Source organism: Halorhabdus sp. CBA1104, from assembly GCF_009690625.1.
Lineage (GTDB): Archaea > Halobacteriota > Halobacteria > Halobacteriales > Haloarculaceae > Halorhabdus.
Genome location: NZ_CP033878.1, coordinates 1,051,124 through 1,069,221, shown reverse-complemented (window position 1 = coordinate 1,069,221; position 18,098 = coordinate 1,051,124). Strand labels below are relative to the sequence as shown.

The 18,098-nt window shown below is 61.0% G+C and carries 20 protein-coding genes, 1 tRNA gene and 1 pseudogene; 11 read left to right on the top strand and 11 right to left on the bottom strand.

Annotated features, from left to right (window positions below):
- Positions 1–100 precede the first annotated feature (100 nt).
- The 6 genes from Hrd1104_RS05500 (at position 101) to Hrd1104_RS05475 (ending at position 4,195) form a co-directional block, all read left to right on the top strand.
- A complete protein-coding gene (locus tag Hrd1104_RS05500; RefSeq protein WP_154551804.1) occupies positions 101–904 on the top strand; it encodes an aldo/keto reductase in 804 nt (267 codons plus the stop codon).
- A gap of 49 nt (positions 905–953) precedes the next feature.
- Positions 954–2,033, top strand: a complete 1,080-nt coding sequence (locus tag Hrd1104_RS05495; RefSeq protein WP_154551803.1) for an ATP-NAD kinase family protein — start codon at positions 954–956, stop codon at positions 2,031–2,033.
- Between the two features lie 160 nt (positions 2,034–2,193).
- Complete coding sequence (locus Hrd1104_RS05490) at positions 2,194–3,228, top strand: phosphate uptake regulator PhoU (protein ID WP_154551802.1); 1,035 nt, start codon at positions 2,194–2,196, stop codon at positions 3,226–3,228.
- Positions 3,229–3,284: 56 nt separating this feature from the next.
- Positions 3,285–3,467 (top strand): hypothetical protein, encoded by a 183-nt coding sequence (locus tag Hrd1104_RS05485; protein WP_154551801.1) that lies wholly within the window; start codon positions 3,285–3,287, stop codon positions 3,465–3,467.
- 39 nt (positions 3,468–3,506) lie between these two features.
- Positions 3,507–3,731 carry a hypothetical protein gene (locus tag Hrd1104_RS05480; RefSeq protein WP_154551800.1) on the top strand — a complete coding sequence of 75 codons (225 nt, stop codon included), beginning with the start codon at positions 3,507–3,509 and terminating at the stop codon, positions 3,729–3,731.
- A gap of 35 nt (positions 3,732–3,766) precedes the next feature.
- Positions 3,767–4,195, top strand: a complete 429-nt coding sequence (locus tag Hrd1104_RS05475; RefSeq protein ID WP_154551799.1) for an SRPBCC family protein — start codon at positions 3,767–3,769, stop codon at positions 4,193–4,195.
- 370 nt (positions 4,196–4,565) lie between these two features.
- On the opposite strand, the gene Hrd1104_RS05470 is transcribed toward Hrd1104_RS05475, so the two are convergent.
- On the bottom strand, positions 4,566–6,671 hold the full coding sequence (locus tag Hrd1104_RS05470) for an AAA family ATPase (protein WP_154551798.1): 2,106 nt from the start codon (positions 6,669–6,671) through the stop codon (positions 4,566–4,568).
- A 122-nt stretch (positions 6,672–6,793) separates the two neighbouring features.
- Between Hrd1104_RS05470 and Hrd1104_RS13435 the strand changes: the two genes are divergently transcribed.
- Entirely contained in the window at positions 6,794–6,928 is a 135-nt protein-coding gene (locus tag Hrd1104_RS13435; protein ID WP_255470249.1) for a hypothetical protein, read from the top strand.
- A 1-nt stretch (position 6,929) separates the two neighbouring features.
- Here the strand turns inward: Hrd1104_RS13435 and Hrd1104_RS05465 are convergent, their stop codons facing one another.
- Positions 6,930–7,358, bottom strand: a complete 429-nt coding sequence (locus Hrd1104_RS05465; RefSeq protein ID WP_154551797.1) for a DUF5796 family protein — start codon at positions 7,356–7,358, stop codon at positions 6,930–6,932.
- Positions 7,359–7,450: 92 nt separating this feature from the next.
- Here Hrd1104_RS05465 and Hrd1104_RS05460 point away from each other — a divergent pair, with 92 nt between their 5' ends.
- Both Hrd1104_RS05460 and Hrd1104_RS05455 read left to right on the top strand, forming a co-directional pair.
- Positions 7,451–8,299, top strand: coding sequence for a shikimate kinase (locus Hrd1104_RS05460; RefSeq protein WP_154551796.1), 849 nt, complete (start codon positions 7,451–7,453; stop codon positions 8,297–8,299).
- Positions 8,296–8,601 (top strand): chorismate mutase, encoded by a 306-nt coding sequence (locus tag Hrd1104_RS05455; RefSeq protein ID WP_154553200.1) that lies wholly within the window; start codon positions 8,296–8,298, stop codon positions 8,599–8,601. Before Hrd1104_RS05460 ends, Hrd1104_RS05455 begins: the two co-directional genes overlap by 4 nt.
- A 15-nt stretch (positions 8,602–8,616) precedes the next feature.
- Here Hrd1104_RS05455 and Hrd1104_RS05450 read toward each other — a convergent pair whose 3' ends face one another.
- The gene (locus Hrd1104_RS05450; RefSeq protein ID WP_154551795.1) at positions 8,617–9,297 is read right to left on the bottom strand and encodes a carbonic anhydrase; all 681 of its coding nucleotides are present in this window, start codon (positions 9,295–9,297) and stop codon (positions 8,617–8,619) included.
- A 200-nt stretch (positions 9,298–9,497) separates the two neighbouring features.
- Here Hrd1104_RS05450 and Hrd1104_RS05445 point away from each other — a divergent pair, with 200 nt between their 5' ends.
- Positions 9,498–9,959, top strand: coding sequence for a DapH/DapD/GlmU-related protein (locus tag Hrd1104_RS05445; RefSeq protein ID WP_370454833.1), 462 nt, complete (start codon positions 9,498–9,500; stop codon positions 9,957–9,959).
- An 8-nt stretch (positions 9,960–9,967) separates the two neighbouring features.
- Here the strand turns inward: Hrd1104_RS05445 and Hrd1104_RS05440 are convergent, their stop codons facing one another.
- From Hrd1104_RS05440 to Hrd1104_RS05425, 6 genes and pseudogenes are all read right to left on the bottom strand, one after another.
- Positions 9,968–10,750, bottom strand: coding sequence for a mechanosensitive ion channel domain-containing protein (locus Hrd1104_RS05440; RefSeq protein ID WP_154551793.1), 783 nt, complete (start codon positions 10,748–10,750; stop codon positions 9,968–9,970).
- Positions 10,750–11,556: a diadenylate cyclase DacZ gene (gene dacZ, locus Hrd1104_RS05435; RefSeq protein ID WP_154551792.1), complete on the bottom strand. Its 807-nt coding sequence runs from the start codon at positions 11,554–11,556 to the stop codon at positions 10,750–10,752. The genes Hrd1104_RS05440 and dacZ overlap by 1 nt, the downstream gene beginning before the upstream one ends.
- Positions 11,557–11,790: 234 nt before the next feature.
- Complete coding sequence (locus tag Hrd1104_RS13290) at positions 11,791–12,429, bottom strand: restriction endonuclease (RefSeq protein ID WP_229770566.1); 639 nt, start codon at positions 12,427–12,429, stop codon at positions 11,791–11,793.
- 93 nt (positions 12,430–12,522) lie between these two features.
- Positions 12,523–12,924: pseudogene (locus tag Hrd1104_RS13285) on the bottom strand (TaqI-like C-terminal specificity domain-containing protein); the annotation flags it as partial.
- On the bottom strand, positions 12,906–15,920 hold the full coding sequence (locus tag Hrd1104_RS05430) for an Eco57I restriction-modification methylase domain-containing protein (RefSeq protein ID WP_229770548.1): 3,015 nt from the start codon (positions 15,918–15,920) through the stop codon (positions 12,906–12,908). The pseudogene Hrd1104_RS13285 and the gene Hrd1104_RS05430, both read right to left, overlap by 19 nt.
- Before the next feature lie 625 nt (positions 15,921–16,545).
- Positions 16,546–16,629: transfer RNA gene (locus tag Hrd1104_RS05425), tRNA-Leu, on the bottom strand.
- 84 nt (positions 16,630–16,713) lie between these two features.
- On the opposite strand from Hrd1104_RS05425, the gene Hrd1104_RS05420 reads away from it, so the two are divergent.
- Positions 16,714–17,022 (top strand): transcription initiation factor IIB family protein, encoded by a 309-nt coding sequence (locus Hrd1104_RS05420; RefSeq protein ID WP_154551791.1) that lies wholly within the window; start codon positions 16,714–16,716, stop codon positions 17,020–17,022.
- On the opposite strand, the gene Hrd1104_RS05415 is transcribed toward Hrd1104_RS05420, so the two are convergent.
- Positions 17,023–17,517 (bottom strand): phosphopantetheine adenylyltransferase, encoded by a 495-nt coding sequence (locus Hrd1104_RS05415; RefSeq protein WP_154551790.1) that lies wholly within the window; start codon positions 17,515–17,517, stop codon positions 17,023–17,025.
- Between the two features lie 53 nt (positions 17,518–17,570).
- Complete coding sequence (locus tag Hrd1104_RS05410) at positions 17,571–18,059, bottom strand: helix-turn-helix domain-containing protein (protein ID WP_154551789.1); 489 nt, start codon at positions 18,057–18,059, stop codon at positions 17,571–17,573.
- Between the last annotated feature and the right edge of the window lie 39 nt (positions 18,060–18,098).

Sequence of the window (18,098 nt, the reverse complement as noted above, 5' to 3'; positions counted from 1 at the left end):
ACGCGTTCGCTTCGCCGAATGTGGCACAGCAGGCAATTTGTGACGTAATTTCTCGCCGTAGATAGAAACACCCAAACCGTCCCCCGACCATGCGTGAGACATGACGGAACTACCAGACATCGGACTCGGGACCTGGCAGAACGAGGATCCCGCCCAGTGTGCAGAGAGTGTCCGGACGGCCCTGGAAACGGGGTATCGGCACATCGACACGGCCGAGATCTACGGCAACGAGGAAGCCGTCGGTGAGGGGATCGCACAAGCTGCCGTCGACCGGGAGGAGATCTTCCTGGCGACGAAAGTCCACGCTTCCTCGACGAGTCTGAGCTACGACGGCGTCATCGAGACGGCACACAATAGCCTCGACCGGCTCGGCGTCGAGTACGTCGACCTGCTGTACGTCCACTGGCCGACCGGCGACTACGATCCCGCGGACACGCTGCCCGCCTACGACGAGCTGTACGACGAGGGTCTCATCCGGAACGTCGGCGTCTCAAACTTCGAGCCGTTCAACGTCGAGACGGCCCTGGAAGTCCTCGATGCGCCACTGTTCGCGAACCAAGTCGAGATGCACCCACTGCTCCAGCAGGATGCGCTCCGCGCCCACGCCGACGAACACGATTACACGCTCGTCGCCTACTCCCCGCTGGCTCGGGGCGACGTCTTCGACGTGCCGGAAGTCGTCGAGGTGGCCGAGAAACACGACGTCAGTCCGGCCCAGGTCAGTCTCGCGTGGCTGCGCGAGAAGGGTGTGTCCACGATCCCGAAAGCCACCAGTGAGGGCCACATCCGCGACAATTTCGAGAGTCTCGCTCTCGAACTCGACGACGAAGACGTCGCGACGATCGACGGAATCGAGCGCGAGGATCGCCACCTCGACTTCGACGTGGCCCCCTGGAACGAGTAACCGCCGGTAACCCCCGTGCTTTTCTGACTGATTGCCGTACGTCTACTCGATGCGACGCGTCGGCTTCCTGATCAACCCGATCGCCGGCTTGGGTGGCCGTGTCGGGTTGAAAGGGACCGACGGGAAAGTCGCCGACGCCCGCGAACGCGGCGCCACACCTCGGGCACCGGATCGTGCCCGGCGAGCACTCGACGGACTGGCTGCTCACGAGGTGGACGTGATCACTGTCGGAGGGGTGATGGGGGCCGACGTGGCACGCAAAGCCGGCTTCGAGCCAGTCGTCGCCTCCCGCCCAGCAGCAGGCCCGTCGGCAGACATCAGCGCGACGTCAGTGGCGGATACACGCCGAGCCGTGGCAGCGTTTGTGGCTGCCGGGGTCGACGTAATCCTCTTTGTCGGTGGTGACGGCACTGCCGTCGACGTGGCCCAGACCCTCGCAGGGCTCGAAGCCGACGTGCCGATGCTCGGCGTTCCGGCTGGAGTGAAAGTCTACTCGGGGGTCTTCGCCGTCGATCCCGAGGCCGCCGGCGAGATTGCAGCGACTTTCCAGCGGGTCGAGCGAGCCGACCTGCAAGATCTCGACGAGGACGCTTTCCGAGACGGGGCTGTCGTCCCCGAACTGCAGACCACCGCGTTGACGCCGGTCGCGGAGTTGCGCCAGTCACCGAAAGAACGAGCCGGCGGGAGCGTCGAAACGCTTGCAGCGGGCGTCGCCCAGGAAGTCGACTCGGGGACCACGTACGTCTTCGGGCCTGGCAGCACCGTCGGGGAAATCGAACGACAGCTTGGGATCGACCCGTCACCACTCGGCGTCGATGTCTGGCGGGACGGCGAGGTACTCGTTGCCGATGGCGGCCAGTCGGCAATCCTCGATGCACTCGGGGATCGCAACGTCGTGATCGTCTCACCGATCGGCGGCCAGGGATTCGTCTTCGGACGAGGAAACCAACAGCTCTCGCCGGCTGTCCTTCGAGAGTGTGACGTCGAGATCGTTGCCTCGCGCCGGAAGCTGGACGGGCTGGGCGTGCTACGCGTCGACACGGGCGATCCGGACCTCGACGAGACGCTTCGTGGCTGGCAGCGCGTCCGCGTCGGGCGACGCGAACGTCGGTTTCTGCAGCTCGTCTGAGCGTGGCTCAGGCCTCCGTGCTCGGCCGGACCGAGCACGGTCGGAAACTGGGTCTACTCTTCGAGTCAGCAGGGGCGGTCCCTAATAGATCTCAGATCGTACTTTAGGACATCCGGATGCTACTCACAAACTTAAGGCCATAGGGATGCCTACACCGAGTATGGATACACGGAAAGTCCAGCAACTCGGTCCATCGACGCTGGCGATGACACTTCCGGCGGCCTGGACGAGCGACACCGACGTCCAGAAAGGTGACGAGCTGTCGCTTCGTGTCGGTGATAACGGAACCCTGACCGTGCTTCCGGATTCCGTTTCCTCGGGAGACTCAGAGGCCACGATTGCTGCCTCGTCGCTGGACGCTGATGCGGTCGAGCGGGCGATCGTCGCCCAGTACGTCCTCGGTCGCCGGGTCATCAACGTCGAGGCCGACGAGGGCGAGACGTTGGCCAGTTCCCACATCAACGCCGTCTACACCGCCGAGACACAGCTGATGGGCCTTGGCGTGATCGAGGAGACGCCCGAGCGCATCTCGATTCGCTGCTCGGTCGACCCGAGTGACTTCACGCTGGATACCCTGCTCGAACGCCTAGAGAGTACGGGCTCGACGATGCGAAACGAGGCCGTCAAAGCCCTCGCCCACGGGAATCCGGATCTTGCCCAGCGGGCGCTCAACCGGGAACGACAGGCCAACAAGATTTTCGTCCTCGTGTTGCGACTGATCTTTACCGCCTACCAGAATCCGAACTTTGCTCAGGCGATCGGCCTGGACGATAGCTTCCCGCTGATCGGGTACCGGTCGATCGCGAAGAATCTGGAACTGATCGCGGACAACGCTGAAGACATCGCAGATATCGCAATGGAAGCAGAAGGGCACAGTCTCAGCGTCGATGCCGACACCATGGAGCGGATTCGGGATCTCACCGAGCAGGTCGACGACCTGACTGAACTGGCCGTGCAGGCGGCGATCGATCGCGACCACACGACGGCTATCGACGTCCGCGAACAGTTTCGTGAGATCGATGCCCTCGAAGACGACTTGCTCGATGGCCTGGCCGAGATGAGCAACGAGGATCTACTCGCCGTTCGAGAAGTGCTCGTTGCACTCCAAGAGACGGCCCAGTATGCCGTCCGGAACGCCGAAATTGCCACGAACCTCGCGTTGAAAGACCAGTCCGAGCACGTGACCATCGGGTGAACGGCCCCCTCGCCGGCAGGCAAACTTACAAGCCAGTTCCGGACGATCGAACGGATATGGCCGCGTCCAACGCGTCTGAGAAAGGCATCGGGTTGACGGTTCTGTTCGTCGTTCTCGCATTGGCGGGCGCACTGACGATGGGACTCGGTGCCGAAGATCATCTCCTCGCCGGCCTGGGCTTTGCCGTAGCCGTCGGGGCCGGCTCACTGGCGGTCGCCGCTGGGCACGTCTACGCCTGAACGGACGAGCTTTTATCGCTGGACGGCCTATTCTCTTCTATGGCGGAGTTTAGTGACGAAGAACGCGCTATCCTCGAGTACCTTCGGGACCGTGTCGGCGGTGGCGAAGGGTACTTCCGGGCGAAAGGAATCGCCGAGAGTATCGGCCTCTCGGCTAAACAGGTGGGCGTCCGGCTCCCGACACTCGCCGAAAAGGCCGACGAGGTCGATATCGAGAAGTGGGGGCGTACCCGTTCGACAACCTGGCGCGTCACTCGCAGCTAGCGGCGGGTTTTGCCGTCCGCGCCCGGACTAGGCCTATGGCGATTCGCCTGGAGCGGGTGCTCGATGTGCCAGCCAAGCCGGCGGACGTGTGGACATTCATCGCCGATCCGAAATACCGCGCACGTCACGTGAGTGTCGTCGATGACTTCGAAGTCGATGGTGATGGGAGTGCTACGTGGCATCTCTCGTTGCCGATCCCGGTGATCGATCAGACCATCGCTATCGAGACTGAAGATGTCGAACGACGACCACCGGAGTTTGTCAAGTTCATCGGCCGCTCACGAGCGATGCGCGTGGTGGGCGAACACGAACTCGAAGCGACCGAGACCGGGACCCGACTCACCAACCACTTCACGGTCGAAGGCCGGATCCCCGGCATCGAACGGTTCTTCCGGGACAACCTCGAAGCGGAGTTCGACAATCTCGAAGCCGGGCTCCGTGCGTATCTCGACGGCGAGTCATAATCCGGCCACCCATTCGACTCGGCAGCGAGCCGGGAGTCGTCGAGAGTCACAATCTACGCGATATCGGTCGGGTCAGCGCGCCTTTCCCACGTTTGCAGACTGCGGGCCGTGGTACACACCTGAGTCAAGACTGTCCGTCATACGGGGATTTATATTCGACAGTGACAAATGTCTCACTGCCGGCACGACGCTTTTCTCGTCATCCCGGCACAAAGATCCGACCACGCAACCGGCCTGAAGCTCCCGTCCGGACGACTGATCCCACGTCCTGGACATCCAGTCCCGTCCTCTCTTCGTCGCCGCGCTGGCCTACCCCCAACGTCGTCTTTCCGCGCCGCTATGTGACGTCTCACAGCTGTCTGTGCCGTAGTCACTGGCCAGACGGATCGACGTGATCACACGCTGTCTGAAGGTGGGCTTGGGTAATCGTCACGTCGTCAGCCAAGTCGTTGCCAGCGTCTGGGTCGTGGTCGTCGGCTATTTCCCGGATCGCTGTGAGTGAGGCCTCGCGGAGAACGGCTGCCAGATCGGCACCCGAGTACCCGTCTGTCCCGGTGGCGATCTCCTCGAGGTCGACCGATTCGCCGAGTGGCTTCCCCTCGGCGTGGACGGTGAGAATTGCGTGCCTGGCCTCGGTATCCGGTGGTGGTACTTCGACGTGAGACTCCAGTCGCCCGGGACGCAACAGTGCGGAATCGAGCGCGTCGCGCCGATTCGTCGCCGCGAGGACGACGAGATTCGGGTCTTCGGCGGCGGTGTCAAGTTCCGTCAGCAACTGAGAGACGACACGCTCGGTCACCTCGTGGCCGCCACCACGTTGGGACGCGATCGCGTCGATTTCGTCGAGGAAGACGATCGCGGGTGCGGTCTGGCGCGCTCGCTCGAAGACTTCACGGACGGCTTGCTCACTCTCGCCGACGTATCGATCCAGTAGTTCGGGGCCAGCAACCCGAATAAAGTTGACACCAGTTTCGCCGGCGAGTGCCCGCGAAAGTAGCGTCTTGCCCGTCCCTGGCGGCCCATACAGGAGGATCCCCGACGGCGGGTCGGTGTTGGTCGCCTCGAACAGCGGGCCGTACTTTAGGGGCCACTCGGCGGCCTCTTCGAGCGTCGCCTTCGCGTCTTCGAGGCCGCCCACGTCACTGAAGTCGACTGTCGGTGACTCGGCGACGTATTCGCGCATCCCAGAGGGGTCGACGCTGGCCAGCGCACGGTCGAAGTCCGCGCGCCTGACTTCGGGCTCGTCTCGTTGTCGCCGGAGCGCAGCCATCGCGGCCTCAGTTGCGACCGCCGCGACGTCGGCTCCGACGAACCCGTGCATCGTCCCTGCAAGTGTGTCCAGATCTACGTCTTCACCCAGGGGCATGCCGCGGGTGTGAACCTCCAGAATCTCGCGGCGACCGGGTTGGTCTGGGACGCCGATCTCGATTTCCCGGTCGAAGCGCCCGCCACGCCGGAGGGCTGGATCGACGGTATCGACGCGATTTGTCGCACCGACGACTGCGACCCGGCCGCGCTCTTCGAGGCCGTCAAGTAACGTGAGCAACTGTGCGACGACACGATTCTCCATGTCGCTGTCTTCGTCGCGCGTGCCGGCGATCGAGTCGATTTCGTCGACAAACAGGATCGAAGGGGCGTTGGCCTCGGCCCGCTCGAAGGCTTCTCTCAGTTGCTGTTCGCTCTCGCCTTTGTACTTCGAGACGATTTCCGGCCCGGAGATGGATTCGAAGTACGCATCGACCTCGTTGGCGACTGCTTTCGCGATCAGCGTTTTGCCGGTCCCGGGCAGCCCATACAGGAGGACGCCCTTCGGCGGCGTGATGCCGAGACGATCGAAGACGTCCGGGTCGGACAGCGGCAGTTCGATCATCTCTCTGATCCGGTCGAGTTCGTCGTCGAGGCCACCGATGTCCTCGTAGGTGACGCCCTGGGATCCAGTCGACTCTGCCGCCGTCGATTGCTCGTCGTTACTTGATTCGGTTGGATCGGATTCGACCGGTTGGCCGATGCGGACGGTGGTGTCGGCTTCGATTCTGACCGTTCCGGCCGGATCGACGTCGGCCACACTGAAAGAGCCGAGTTCGGGCACGGTGACCCGATCACCGTCACTAACTGGCTTGTTTCTGAGTCGCTCACCGATCGATCCGCCAGCGTTCCCCTCGACGCTCGCATCGATCGGCCGAAGCTTCACCCGGTTTGCCGCGTCGAGATCGGCTGCCCGGAGTGTGACCGTCGAGCCGATCGTGACCTCGGCGTTCTGTCTGGTGTCGGCGTCGATCCGCACGTATTCGCCGTCACTATCCGCCGGCCAGACTTTCGCGACCGTCGTCCGTTCGCCCTCGATGAGGACTGAATCCCCGCTCAACACACTCAGTCGATCCCGAACGGACTCGGGGAGTCGGGCGATTCCACGGCCGGCATCGCGCTTGTGTGCCCCCTCGACACTGACGTCGATCCCCTGCTCAACAGCGACCATAGCGCCAGTAGCACCGTCCTGCCCTTGAGAATTCTCCCCGTCCCGGCTGCTCAGCACCGTCTTGTGGCACGGTAGGCCATGGCACGAAAACGCATTTATTCACGGCCCTCGGACGATCATACATGGTCCAGACAACCCAACGCGATGATATGACGTGGTATCAATGCGAGCAGTGTGGGATGTTGTTCGACGAGCAGGCAGACGCTCGCCAGCACGAGGACACGTGCGACGCCGAGGAGCCGTCGTATATCCAGTAACTTACTCGCCAGGGGTGACTTCGAAGGCACGTTCGCCCATTTCGTCCTCCTCGAAGACGAACACGCGCCCATCGACGGTCTCGAAGTCTACATCGACGTGGACGCGATGGGCCTCACTCGTCGCTTTGACGCCTGGGAAGACCGTCGTCGTTTCGCCCGGATCGAGCAGGACGCGACCGACACCGCTCGATTCGAGGATGTCTTCGTGCGTGACGCGATCGTTGACGTAGACGAGGACGCCCTGACTTTCGGACTCGTCGGTCACGAGGACGTGGGCCTGCTTGCCTGGAGCAGTCGTGACTGACGCCTCTTTGCGAGTGGGAACGCCGTGATAGAACGCCTCCCGGCCGTCGAGATACTCGACGACGACCCCCTCCTCGGTCAGTTCGACGCCGATGGTATCCGGTGGGACGTCCTCGCGAATGCTCATACCGCGTTGTTCGGCCGAACAGGGGAAAAACACCGCGCTTGCACGGCGGCGTAACCACCACATCTATATGCGCCCTCGGCCACCCTCGCGCCATGAACGGAACGGCTGTAGCCCCCGCCGCAGGGACCGTCTTGAACGCCCTCGCGACGGGGACTGGCTCGGCGTTCGCCATCGACACCGAGCTTCGCGCGGAGGTACAGCTCACCGCCGAGGACGGCATCACGGGGACAATTGCCGACGATCCCGACGCCGAGACGGCCCTCATCGAGCGGTGTGTCGAACTCGTCACCGAGCGCTTTGGCGACGGCGAGGGCGGGACCGTCCGCACCGAGAGTGACATTCCACTCGCCTCCGGGCTGAAGAGTTCGAGCGCTGCCGCGAACGCGACCGTGCTGGCGACGCTTTCCGCACTCAATGTGGCCGAAGAGGTGTCGAAGGCTGACGCCGCACGTATCGGCGTCCAGGCAGCCAGAGACGTCGGTGTGACGGTTACCGGCGCGTTCGACGACGCCAGCGCCAGCATGCTCGGCGGCGTCACGGTGACGGACAATACGGCGGACGAACTGTTGGCCCACGAGGCCGTCGAGTGGGACGTCCTCGTCTGGACGCCGCCCGAACGGGCCTACAGCGCCGCGGCCGACGTCGAGCGCTGCCAGCAGATCGCCCCGATGGCCGAACTGGTGGCCGAGATGGCTATGGAGGGCGAGTACGGTCGCGCGATGACCGTCAACGGGCTGGCCTTTGCCGCCGCGCTCGGCTTCTCGCCGGATCCACTTCTCGAGGCGATGGCCCACGTCGAGGGTGTTTCTCTCTCCGGGACTGGACCGAGCGTCACGGCAATCGGGAACCGGGAGGATTTAGAGCGCGTGCGTGAAAGCTGGGCCCAACGAGAGGGTCGCACATGGTTCACAACGACACAAAACACGGGGGCGACGACATGACTCGCGAGAACGTGACCGAACAGACGCCCGAGGAAATGGATCTCGACGAGCTCCGGGAGGAAATCCGCTCGATCGACGAGCAACTCGTGGAACTGATCGCCCGACGAACCTACGTCGCCGACACGATCGCGGCCGTCAAAGACGAGCAAGGACTGCCAACGACCGACCAACAGCAGGAACAGCGCGTGATGGATCGGGCCGGCGAGAACGCCGAGCAGTTCGACGTCGACGCCAACCTCGTGAAGGCAATCTTCCGACTCCTGATCGAGTTGAACAAGGTCGAACAGCGAGAACAACGCTAATTCGGATCGTCGCCGTCAGTACGTCCACAATCGCCGAATTCGTGACTCGATGGCCGGCTGCGCGTCCCGGAGTGTCTCGGGGTCGGTCTCGCCGTCGACGTTGATAACCTGTAGCTCCCCACGGCGATCGGTGTAGACATCTTGGAAGTCGTAGACGACACCGATCAGGTCCGTTTCAGCGGGCACGTGCTCGCTCGATTCGAGATACTCGATTTGCCGGTCGACGTTGTACTCGACGAGACGGTTGATCGCTTCTTCGCGATCGATATCGTCGGGCAACGCGTCGACGCCAGCTTCGAGGTGGTCGGCTAAGAGATCGACGCAGTGGTCGATCCCCGGCGGTTCGGAGAGGCCGTCCGTGAGGTGGTCGTACGTCGCGGTGACCGCGCCACAGCCGGTGTGCCCGACGACCACCGCGACGTCGGTGCCCGTGTGTGCCAGCGGATAGAGGACGTCCCCGGAGACGACTGTTTCACCGGCAGTTCGCTGGACGACGCGGTTCCCGATGTTCCCACACGTAAAGAGGTGACCAGGGTCGTCGTTGGAAAAGAGGTGATCTTGCAGCACCCGCGAGTCCGAACAGCACACCGTGACGGCTTCGGGGGCCTGTCCGTCCTGAAGCTCCTCAAACGACGCATCGATCGTCGCTACGTGCTGTTCGTTCCCATCGAGTAACGCCTGGACGACATCGTGCATGGCTGTGGTCAGCGCCCTCGTCGGTTTAGCTTTTGACGTTCGGGCGGATTTCGCCACCACGACGACGGATGGGTCCCCTCTTGACGAAGGCACCCGCGACTTTCTTGGTCGGTCGCGCCGAACGACAGCGCGTGAAGCACGGGCCATCTCGAGGTCCCGACTCGGAGACCTCGCGACACGACCGGCTGGAGCGCCACACAGTGTCCGGACCGCGTAACTCGCTTCGCTACTGGATCCGCACGCGAAACCCGATCTGGATGCTGGTCGTGCCGGCGATCATCTGGGCGCTCGGACTCGTCCCGAGTGTGCGCCTGAAAAACGTCGTTTTGCGCGCCCTCGGTGCTGACGTGGGCGAGGGTGTCGCGCTGGCGTTCGGGGCCACGCCAGACATGCTCTGGCCGGACCGGCTCGTCATCGAGGACGACGCCATCGTCGGCTACGACGCGACGCTGCTCTGTCACGAATATCTACAAGACGAGTACCGCACGGGTGAAGTCGTAGTCGGCGAGCGCGCGATGGTCGGCGCGGGGGCGGTCGTTTTACCTGGTGTCCGCATCGGGGCCGATGCGCAAGTTTCGGCGAACTCGCTGGTGACCGAAGACGTCCCACCCGGTGCGACAGTAGCCGGGGTACCTGCTGAAGTCGTCTCGGCGCCAGAGTGAGTGTCTCCTCAGCGGAAGCGAGTGATCCCGGACCGTACGACGCGCTGGTTCGGAATGATGAACTCCGCTTCGTCGCTCTCGACGTGCGTCACGAACACGTCGATCTCCTGGACGACGCCGCGTCGATCGTCGATCTCGACCTCGTCGCCGATACTGTACGGTTCAGTCAACAACAGGTAGGTCCCGGCCGCCGCCGCCGTCAGCAAGTCTTTGAACGCAAGCGCACTCAGGAACAACAGACCGAACGCGTAGGCGGCCAGCAACACGACGAGCGCGGTCGTCGCGACGCCTAGTTGACCCAGGGCGATCAACGCAGCCACGTAAAAGATACTGTACTTGGCGAGCTTGGGCAACAGCGTTACCTCTGGCAGTTTGACACTCTTGAGGCGCTCACTGATCGCCAGGGAGACCTTATCGCCGATCACTAACCCGACGATGACCACAACGGCGGCGATGAACAACTGGGGCAGATACTGGGGGAAGCGCTGCCAGAACAGATCCGCGTCGAGGATTTCTGCAACCTGTAACGCGACGAATACCGCAAGCACGTAGACGAACAGCGCCGCCATCTGTGACAGCACACCCACTGTCGAGAGACCGAAGTTCTGGATGGTCCGTTCGAAAGCTGTCCCTTCGACTGCCTCCGGAACGTTGAGGTGAGTGAGCACGTTCCGCGTCGTTCGCCACACCAGATAGCCGGCGACCGCCCCGATGAACAGCACACCGATCGCCACGGTCACGGCTGTCTCTTCGGAGAACAGCGTCCGGACAATATCTGCCAGCTCGACCATCAATACTCCTCCGGATCGAGTTCGAAGATCAGTTCACCGCCCTTGAATGCCCTGACGAGCCCGTCGCTCTCGCTGAGAACGATCGCGATGGCGTTGGTATCCCGCGTGATCGCCCCGGCTGCCATGTGCCGGGCTCCCAGGCCCTTTGGAATGTCGACGCCCTCCGCGGAGGGTTCGAGATACCGGTAGGCCGAGACGATTTTCCCCCCGTCGGAGATAACGAACGCCCCGTCAAGCCGCGAGAATTCCTTGAGCATCACGTTGACGATCGGATCGCCCACGTGGACGTGGCTCTTCTCGAAGGGGTTGTAGCTGAGTGGGCGGGACTTGTTCATGACCTTCCCCGCGTCGCCGACGACGAACAGTGCCCCGACCGGCTTGCCCTTCTGACCTTTCTTGCCCAACTCGACGGCCACATCGACGACGTTCCGGATAACTCCCGGTTCGGCCCTGGAGTTGACGAACAGATCGTAGACCCCCGTCTCGGTGAACTCCCCGGCCCGGACGCGCACCGCCGTATCCAGGCTGTCGCCGTACGTCGTCGCCAGACAGAGTACCTGATCGTTTTCGCCGAGGTACTCCTGGGCGAGTGCGCCTTCGATCCCAAAGCGCACTCGATCGCTCAATTCCGAAAACTCGACCGGCAACTCCACGAACCGGTCGGCCTCCCGCTCGTTTTCCGCGCCGATTACGATGACCTCGTAATCCGCGGTGAGCCCCTCGTACAACTCGGCATCCGGACTGAAAAGCACAACTCCATCCAGGTCGGCCGCCAGAGAATCCAGCACGTCTTCGATATGGCTCATTGTCCTATCAGATCATCGGACAGGAAAAAAGCTTTGCGGCCCACCTTTTTACTGCGGTGGGTTCGCTCTGCGAACCCACCTTGCAAAAAGCTGTCCTGCTGAGCGAAGCGAAGCAGGGCTCGGTAGAGCTTGCTCTACCGGTGGACCAAAAACACCCGCTCGCTCGGGCGCGCCCTGCCGGGTCGCGCCCTCGTTCGCGGTGAACCGCGTCGCGCCTTCGGCGCTCCGCGGATGCTACTCTCCCACTGCTTCCTCGACAATCTCGATTTCCTCGTCAGTCAGCCCATACAACTCGTACACAATTTCGTCGATCAGATCGTCGGTGCGCTCGATCTTCGCTTCCAGTTCCGCGGCGCGTTCCTTGGTCTCGACGTAGCTCTCAAGCCCCTCTCGGACGTCATCGACGGCGGGCAGCGTCAGCTTTCGCAGGCGATCCACAAGCGAGTTCGTCTTCGTGGCGGTCTCGCGGAAGTCCGCGAACCCACCGGCCTCCGCGACGGCGACGGGCACGAAGTGCTCGATCAGGTCCGCCTCCGCGTCGGTGAGGTCCGAAATCCGCAACGCCGCCAATGGCTCGGTCTCAGTGTAGCCCCACTGGTCGGTCTCGTGATCGTCTGGATCATCGGGTTTGTACCGCGCGGTGAGGCGGATCTCGACCGCCGTGGGCGACTCCCGGACGACCGTGGCCTCGCCGACGCGGAGGTTCGGGCGCTCCTCGGTGGTCTGGGTGAGGATGGAGTCCGCCGCGCCCTCCGGCGGCTGGGTGAGGCCCACGTCCGCGAGGGTCGGGCCATCCGAGTAGGAGCCGAGGTGGTCAAATATATCTAAATTGAGGTTGGCTCTACTTTCCTCATAGTCAACAATTTTATCCACTATTCCATTTAAGCGACTTTCTTCTTTTTGAGGGATTGGCACCTCATCTAAATACTGGCAGGAATAACTGTAATATCCTCCTGACTTTAAGGGTGCGATGGTATGTAAATAAAACTCTACGACTTTAGAGTTCAAAACGCCTAATAGATATTTGATTGGGACTTGACGTGGGATAATGGAAAAGATGCGGGCATTGCTATAAGCTGCACCAGAATCGTCAATACAAAACTTATTCCTTTTTGACTCGCCCGGAGTCACGATCTTTTTCGAATTAAACACTGAAATTTGTCCTGGCCGGGTCAATTTATACCAGTCTTCGTTGTTGATGTTTTCCCGAGAATCTTGACGTTTCTTAAGCTCAGATTCGTTTTCTTTTATGTATTCGTATGCAGCTGGATACTCTTGCTTTAATTTCGACTCCGAATACAATACCGTATCTCCAGATTCTTCATAATATGGATAAATGGACTTTTTGCTTACGTTTTTAAATACCATCTATCGGGATCAGACCCCCTAATTACATCGATGAATATATCGTCTTCAATTTCTGATGAATTTGCATTTTCGGGCTCAAACAATAAGATCTCATCACGTCCTGTAAACATCCCAGTATGTGATGTTGCAATCTCACTGAGTTTTTGAAAATCATCAAGCCCATTTATTAGGTTTTGTTGAGCCTCATCTGTGAAGTCCCAGTTCTTACCCTTCTCAATTTTTGTTGTATACGATTTTGCTTTCTCGTGGGTTCTTTCTGTCCTAAGTGCGGTTTCCTCTAACTCTAATACCTCTGTATAATCAACCTTCGAATCGCTGTTGATTTCGGGACTCCAAATAATGATACCGGGGTACGTTGTAATATTCCCAAATACCGGCAAGTCTCCAAAATTGACTATCTTTTGGAGATTTCTTTCAGCTAGGAAATCCCTGATTTTCTCCCCGTATTTTGCGTTTCGGAATTGGAGAGAGGTTATAAACCCTACATTTCCATCTGAATTTGAGATATTTGAAGCAAATTCACAGAATAATATCGATATATCGATCCTCCTGTATGCAGTTTCATAATCTTCCTTCAGATAATCAATGAAATCATGGGGTATTTTCTGCACACGAATATACGGCGGATTCCCGATCACGGCGTCAAACCCGGCATCTTCACGTTCTTCCCCGTCTTCGTCGAAGAACACGCCGGGGTACTCCAGTTCCCAGTGGAAGAACGTCTGCTCGTCGGCCAGCGCCTGGGCGTCCGCGAACCAGTTCTCCCCCTGAATCGCGGCCCACTCGCTTTCGTCCTCGATGGCGTCGGCCATCTGCTCGTAGGCGTCCTCGGGCACGCTCACCCCGAACTGCTCGGCGGTGTGGACGTTCGTCAACTCGAACAGCCGCCGGTAGAGTGGGTCGTCCTGGATCTCCGCGTAGAGGTCCTCCATCGAGTGGACGTCTTCCAGGGTCTCGTTGTCCATCGCCAGCAAGTCCGCCATCAGGTCCATCACGTGATCCAGGGTGTCCCGACGCACGCGACCGAAGGCCTGCGTCAGCGTCAACTGCCCGCCGTCCTCCTCGTCGTCCTCGCTGAGCACGTCCGTCACGTCCGAGCCCACCAGCGAGTTCCCGGCCTTGAGGTGGTGATCGAGAAAGGCCAGCGGCTGGTCGGCCGCCAGCGTCTCCAGCCACATCGACAGCTTCGCCAGTTCGACAGCCATGCCGTTGATGTCCACGCCATAGATGCACTCTTTGGCGATCTGGCGGCGAACGTGCTGTTCGTCCCAATATCCTGCAACCCCCTCCTCGACTTCCCGGACGTCCTCCATAACCTCGTTGGCGAGGTACTCCGTCGCCCGCGTCAGAAAGTGCCCGCTCCCCATCGCTGGATCGAGGATCTGCAAATCACGGACACGCCGGAGGAACGGCCCAAGATACTCCTGGGTCCCCGGCTCGAAACCCTGCTCGACTAGCTCTTCGCGGATCTCCTCGACCAGCGGCCCGACAGTCTCCTCGACGATGTACGTCACCACGTAGTCGGGCGTGTAGTACGCCCCCGTCGCCTTGCGCTCGCCCTCGTCGTTGACGACGTACAGCCCACCCTCGGGGACCGTCTCTACCGCACCGTCGTCGGTCACCTCGTCGGCCGGCTTCCAGACCTGGCCACCGTCCTCGGCGACGGCGGCGTATTGCTCTGGTGCGATCTTAAATTGGTGCTCTAACAGCCCCTCGTAGACGCTGCCGAGGTGTCGCGTGTCCAGGTCTGCGTAGTCAGCCAGCACGTACCGTCCCTCGTCGTTTTCCGTCGTCGAAAGCCGGTAGATAACCTCCGCGAGATACCGATTGCTCACCGCGTGCTCGGTCAAGAAATCGTGCTTGTCGTGATCGAACAGGCCACCGTTGTACGGTGGAATCCCGAGATCCTCCTCACCTTCGTCGATCAGCCCGAACAAATCCTCAAGGCGATTCCAGTACGTCGTCGAGTACTCGCTGAACCCCTCAAAGCCTTCGTCAACCTCCCCGATCTCCTCGTGAATCTCAAGTCGCAGCGCGTCGAGACTGAAGTTCTCCTCGTATTCGGATTGTTCTGAAGGGTCCTCTGGATGGATCAGTCCCCGAGCTTCGGCGTACAGGACAAACATCAACCGGTAGAGCAACACCAGCGATTGCTCTTTGAGTTCGTCTAAGGCCTCCTCGTCGTCGGGATCGATGTCCATATCGTTCGTTTCAACGAATCCACGGCCGAGGACTCGCAGCGCCGTGAAGACGTTATCTTGCAGATCCTCCCCGAGTTCCTGGGACGCGGTTTCACTTTCGGACCGCACCTCGTCCAAAAACGTAGTCCCGGCTGACTCCCGAAACGCTTCGGGGCGGAAAAAGACGTAGAAATATTTGAACGCGTCAAGATCCCCGCGCTCGATTAGCTCCGGCAGGTCGATTTCGAAATACGTCTGTGTCTCGTAGTCTTTCGTCCCGTAGAGTCGCCACTTGCGCCCGTTCGTCAGGATGCCCCACTGGATGTTCGAGGGCGTCTTTTCCAGATAGTGCTTGATCTGGTGGGACGCATTGCGATACTGGCGACGTTCGCTGAACTCTGCCGTGAAATCAGCGTCCCACTGCTTGGCTTCGACGAGGCCGAGGCCACCCTCGAATAGATCTGTGGTGTCTTCGCTCTTCAGATACACCTCTGCTGCGTCACGACGAGTCTCCCCGTCCGCAAACAGCAACTCGTCGACGTACCCACCGCCATCGGGCAGCGTCACCTCCTTTTGGGTCCCGTATCCGAGCACGTCGAGTACGCCGTCGATCCAGTTGTCAACGAGGGCGTCCTCACCGTAGCCGTCGACCAGCGTTCCTTCCATCTCGTACAGCGACTCCAATTCCGCCAGCGCGTCCTGAGCGGCTTCGTCACACTCCCACTCCTCGCGTTCTTGTACACGCTCGTCGAGATAGTGCCCCGAGAACAGATTCGAATTGACGTACGGTCGCTGAGTGAGCGTAGCCTGACTCATCGGAGATACTCACACTGCACTCCGGCGACTACTAATAAATGACGCAGGGTATCGAACTAATCGGTACTCGCACTCTCCACTCACGAAATTGTTCGTGCTCGACTCACGACTCGCTTCGATCGCTTCTGATTATAATTGAGACACTTTCGACAGTCGTGTCTCGCGCGGGACCGGATTTGAGCCGGACCGAGACATACTCGCTCGCGGTTTCACCGCTCGCAATCCGAGATGCTCCCACAGGTCGGGTCTCGCACTCGCTGTGCCTTCCTCGCAGGGTTCAAATCCCAATCTCGATTGCAGTCGATCGCGAATTTGTTCGCGATCGACTCACGGTTCGCTCCGCTCACCGTTCGTCGTTTTCGAGGCGCTCACTCCGTTCGCGCCTCGCTATGCGCGGGACCGGATTTGAACTACGCCCGAGAACCTGCGCCTTCGGCGCAGAACCTCGGTCTACCACAAATCCGCTCCTGCTCTTCGCTCACTTCGTTCGCTCATGCGCGGGACCGGATTTGAACCGAAGGAAGACATTCCGGCTCGCCTCGCTTTGCTCGGCTTCGCGGGCTGTGACTTCCAGGGTTCAAATCCTCATTCGGCATTTGCGGCTCACGTATTGTTCGCCGCAAAATGCGCGGGACCGGATTTGAACCGGCGGACCCCTACGGGACAGCGTCCTAAGCGCTGCGCCGTTTCCTGGCTTGGCTACCCGCGCTCAGCGTACAATTCCCGCCCCGGAAAATGAACCTGACGCTTTGCCCCACAGGGATTTAAGCCGGCGACCACCCTACGCCCGTCCATGTACCGCGCTCGCGATCAGGTCGAAAACGAGGAGTGGATCGAGGCTATCGAGGACGCGGCCGAGACACTCGACCTGACCGAGACCGCCACGTCGCGAGCGACCGACGTCTTTCTCACTAACGTCCCGGACGAAGACCGCTCGAAACAGGCGATCCTCGCGGCCAGTATCTACGTCGGCGCACTGGTCGCCGGCGATCAACGATCCCAGGGCCAGGTCGCCGAGGCGACCGACGTCTCACGACTCACTGTCCAGCAGCACTGGAAAGAACTGCTCGAAACGGCGGGCTTTGACGCCCCCGACTGGTAGTTACTCTTCGACAGCGGGCTCGCGGCCGTCCCGATCGGGCGTCAGATTCCCGTGTTCGTCGATCTCGCCGCGGACGATCCGCGTCGACGAGATCGGCTTGCCGTCTTCGGCCGTGACGTGATCGACGACATCGATTTCTAAGACTTCGCGGCCGTTCTCCTGGCGGATCTCGTTGATGCGCTTGCCACCGGTCTCGGTCTCGGGCGAGACGACGAGCACGTCGAATTGGGCCTCGGTCGCGATGCCGGTCGGGGCCTCCAGTTTCCGGATCTCGTAGTCTCGGTCGTAGTCCTCGGCAAAAGCCGACAACTCCGCCCGGAGGTCGGCAAGTCGGTCGGTGTAGTCCCGGATCGGCCGTCCTTCCTGACGGGTGTCGGGGGCGAGCTCGTCGCTCGTCAGTCCGACAGTGACGTCGCCGCGTTCGAATGCGCGTTCGAAGAGTGCGCGATGGCCGTCGTGGATCGGATCGAACGTGCCCCCCAGCGCGATCTGCATGTCTCAGTCCACGGCGGCGGGCGATTTAGTGCCTTCGGAACGGCCACTCCCAGTTACGTTTCCGCGTCGGTTTCCCCGGCTTCCTCGACGGTAATCGTGATCGGCTCCTCGGTGTCTGTCTCTTCAGCGTGCAGGTGTGAATCGAGGTTGACCACCGTATTCAACTGCTCTTGGACGTCGCCGACCACGTCACCGACGAGCTCGCTTGGCGCGATCGCACTGTACTCGTAGGGATTGTTTCCGGCCCCATCGTGTTCGCGCTTTGCGCGAGTGACGACTTCTTCCTCGTGTAACTCCGCCAGCGCCTCCCGAACGGTACTCGGGTACAACCCGGTCCCGTCAGCGATCTCCTCGCTGGTGCTCTCTGCCGTCGATCGCAGATAGATGTAGATCCGCGCTCGGGTCTCCGTATCCAGCAGCCACGACAGCAGATCGATCAGTCGCTCGTCGAACTCTTCGACCGCGCGATCGGCCCCCTCCTGAAGCCGCTCGCGGACGTCCTCGCCCTCGGTCGGCTCGTCCGTTGGTGACTCGTCAGTCATGTCCTTTCTACGGGGACAGAAGCCGTGCCGAGCTAAAAA

What these genes read in the sequence shown, in the direction of transcription:
- Hrd1104_RS05500 (WP_154551804.1), top strand. Translation starts at nt 101, where the DNA reads ATGACGGAACTACCAGACATCGGACTCGGGACCTGGCAGAACGAGGAT.
- Hrd1104_RS05495 (WP_154551803.1), top strand. Translation starts at nt 954, where the DNA reads ATGCGACGCGTCGGCTTCCTGATCAACCCGATCGCCGGCTTGGGTGGC.
- Hrd1104_RS05490 (WP_154551802.1), top strand. Translation starts at nt 2,194, where the DNA reads ATGGATACACGGAAAGTCCAGCAACTCGGTCCATCGACGCTGGCGATG.
- Hrd1104_RS05485 (WP_154551801.1), top strand. Translation starts at nt 3,285, where the DNA reads ATGGCCGCGTCCAACGCGTCTGAGAAAGGCATCGGGTTGACGGTTCTG.
- Hrd1104_RS05480 (WP_154551800.1), top strand. Translation starts at nt 3,507, where the DNA reads ATGGCGGAGTTTAGTGACGAAGAACGCGCTATCCTCGAGTACCTTCGG.
- Hrd1104_RS05475 (WP_154551799.1), top strand. Translation starts at nt 3,767, where the DNA reads ATGGCGATTCGCCTGGAGCGGGTGCTCGATGTGCCAGCCAAGCCGGCG.
- Hrd1104_RS05470 (WP_154551798.1), bottom strand. Translation starts at nt 6,671, where the DNA reads ATGGTCGCTGTTGAGCAGGGGATCGACGTCAGTGTCGAGGGGGCACAC.
- Hrd1104_RS13435 (WP_255470249.1), top strand. Translation starts at nt 6,794, where the DNA reads ATGGTCCAGACAACCCAACGCGATGATATGACGTGGTATCAATGCGAG.
- Hrd1104_RS05465 (WP_154551797.1), bottom strand. Translation starts at nt 7,358, where the DNA reads ATGAGCATTCGCGAGGACGTCCCACCGGATACCATCGGCGTCGAACTG.
- Hrd1104_RS05460 (WP_154551796.1), top strand. Translation starts at nt 7,451, where the DNA reads ATGAACGGAACGGCTGTAGCCCCCGCCGCAGGGACCGTCTTGAACGCC.
- Hrd1104_RS05455 (WP_154553200.1), top strand. Translation starts at nt 8,296, where the DNA reads ATGACTCGCGAGAACGTGACCGAACAGACGCCCGAGGAAATGGATCTC.
- Hrd1104_RS05450 (WP_154551795.1), bottom strand. Translation starts at nt 9,297, where the DNA reads ATGCACGATGTCGTCCAGGCGTTACTCGATGGGAACGAACAGCACGTA.
- Hrd1104_RS05440 (WP_154551793.1), bottom strand. Translation starts at nt 10,750, where the DNA reads ATGGTCGAGCTGGCAGATATTGTCCGGACGCTGTTCTCCGAAGAGACA.
- dacZ (WP_154551792.1), bottom strand. Translation starts at nt 11,556, where the DNA reads ATGAGCCATATCGAAGACGTGCTGGATTCTCTGGCGGCCGACCTGGAT.
- Hrd1104_RS05430 (WP_229770548.1), bottom strand. Translation starts at nt 15,920, where the DNA reads ATGAGTCAGGCTACGCTCACTCAGCGACCGTACGTCAATTCGAATCTG.
- Hrd1104_RS05420 (WP_154551791.1), top strand. Translation starts at nt 16,714, where the DNA reads ATGTACCGCGCTCGCGATCAGGTCGAAAACGAGGAGTGGATCGAGGCT.
- Hrd1104_RS05415 (WP_154551790.1), bottom strand. Translation starts at nt 17,517, where the DNA reads ATGCAGATCGCGCTGGGGGGCACGTTCGATCCGATCCACGACGGCCAT.
- Hrd1104_RS05410 (WP_154551789.1), bottom strand. Translation starts at nt 18,059, where the DNA reads ATGACTGACGAGTCACCAACGGACGAGCCGACCGAGGGCGAGGACGTC.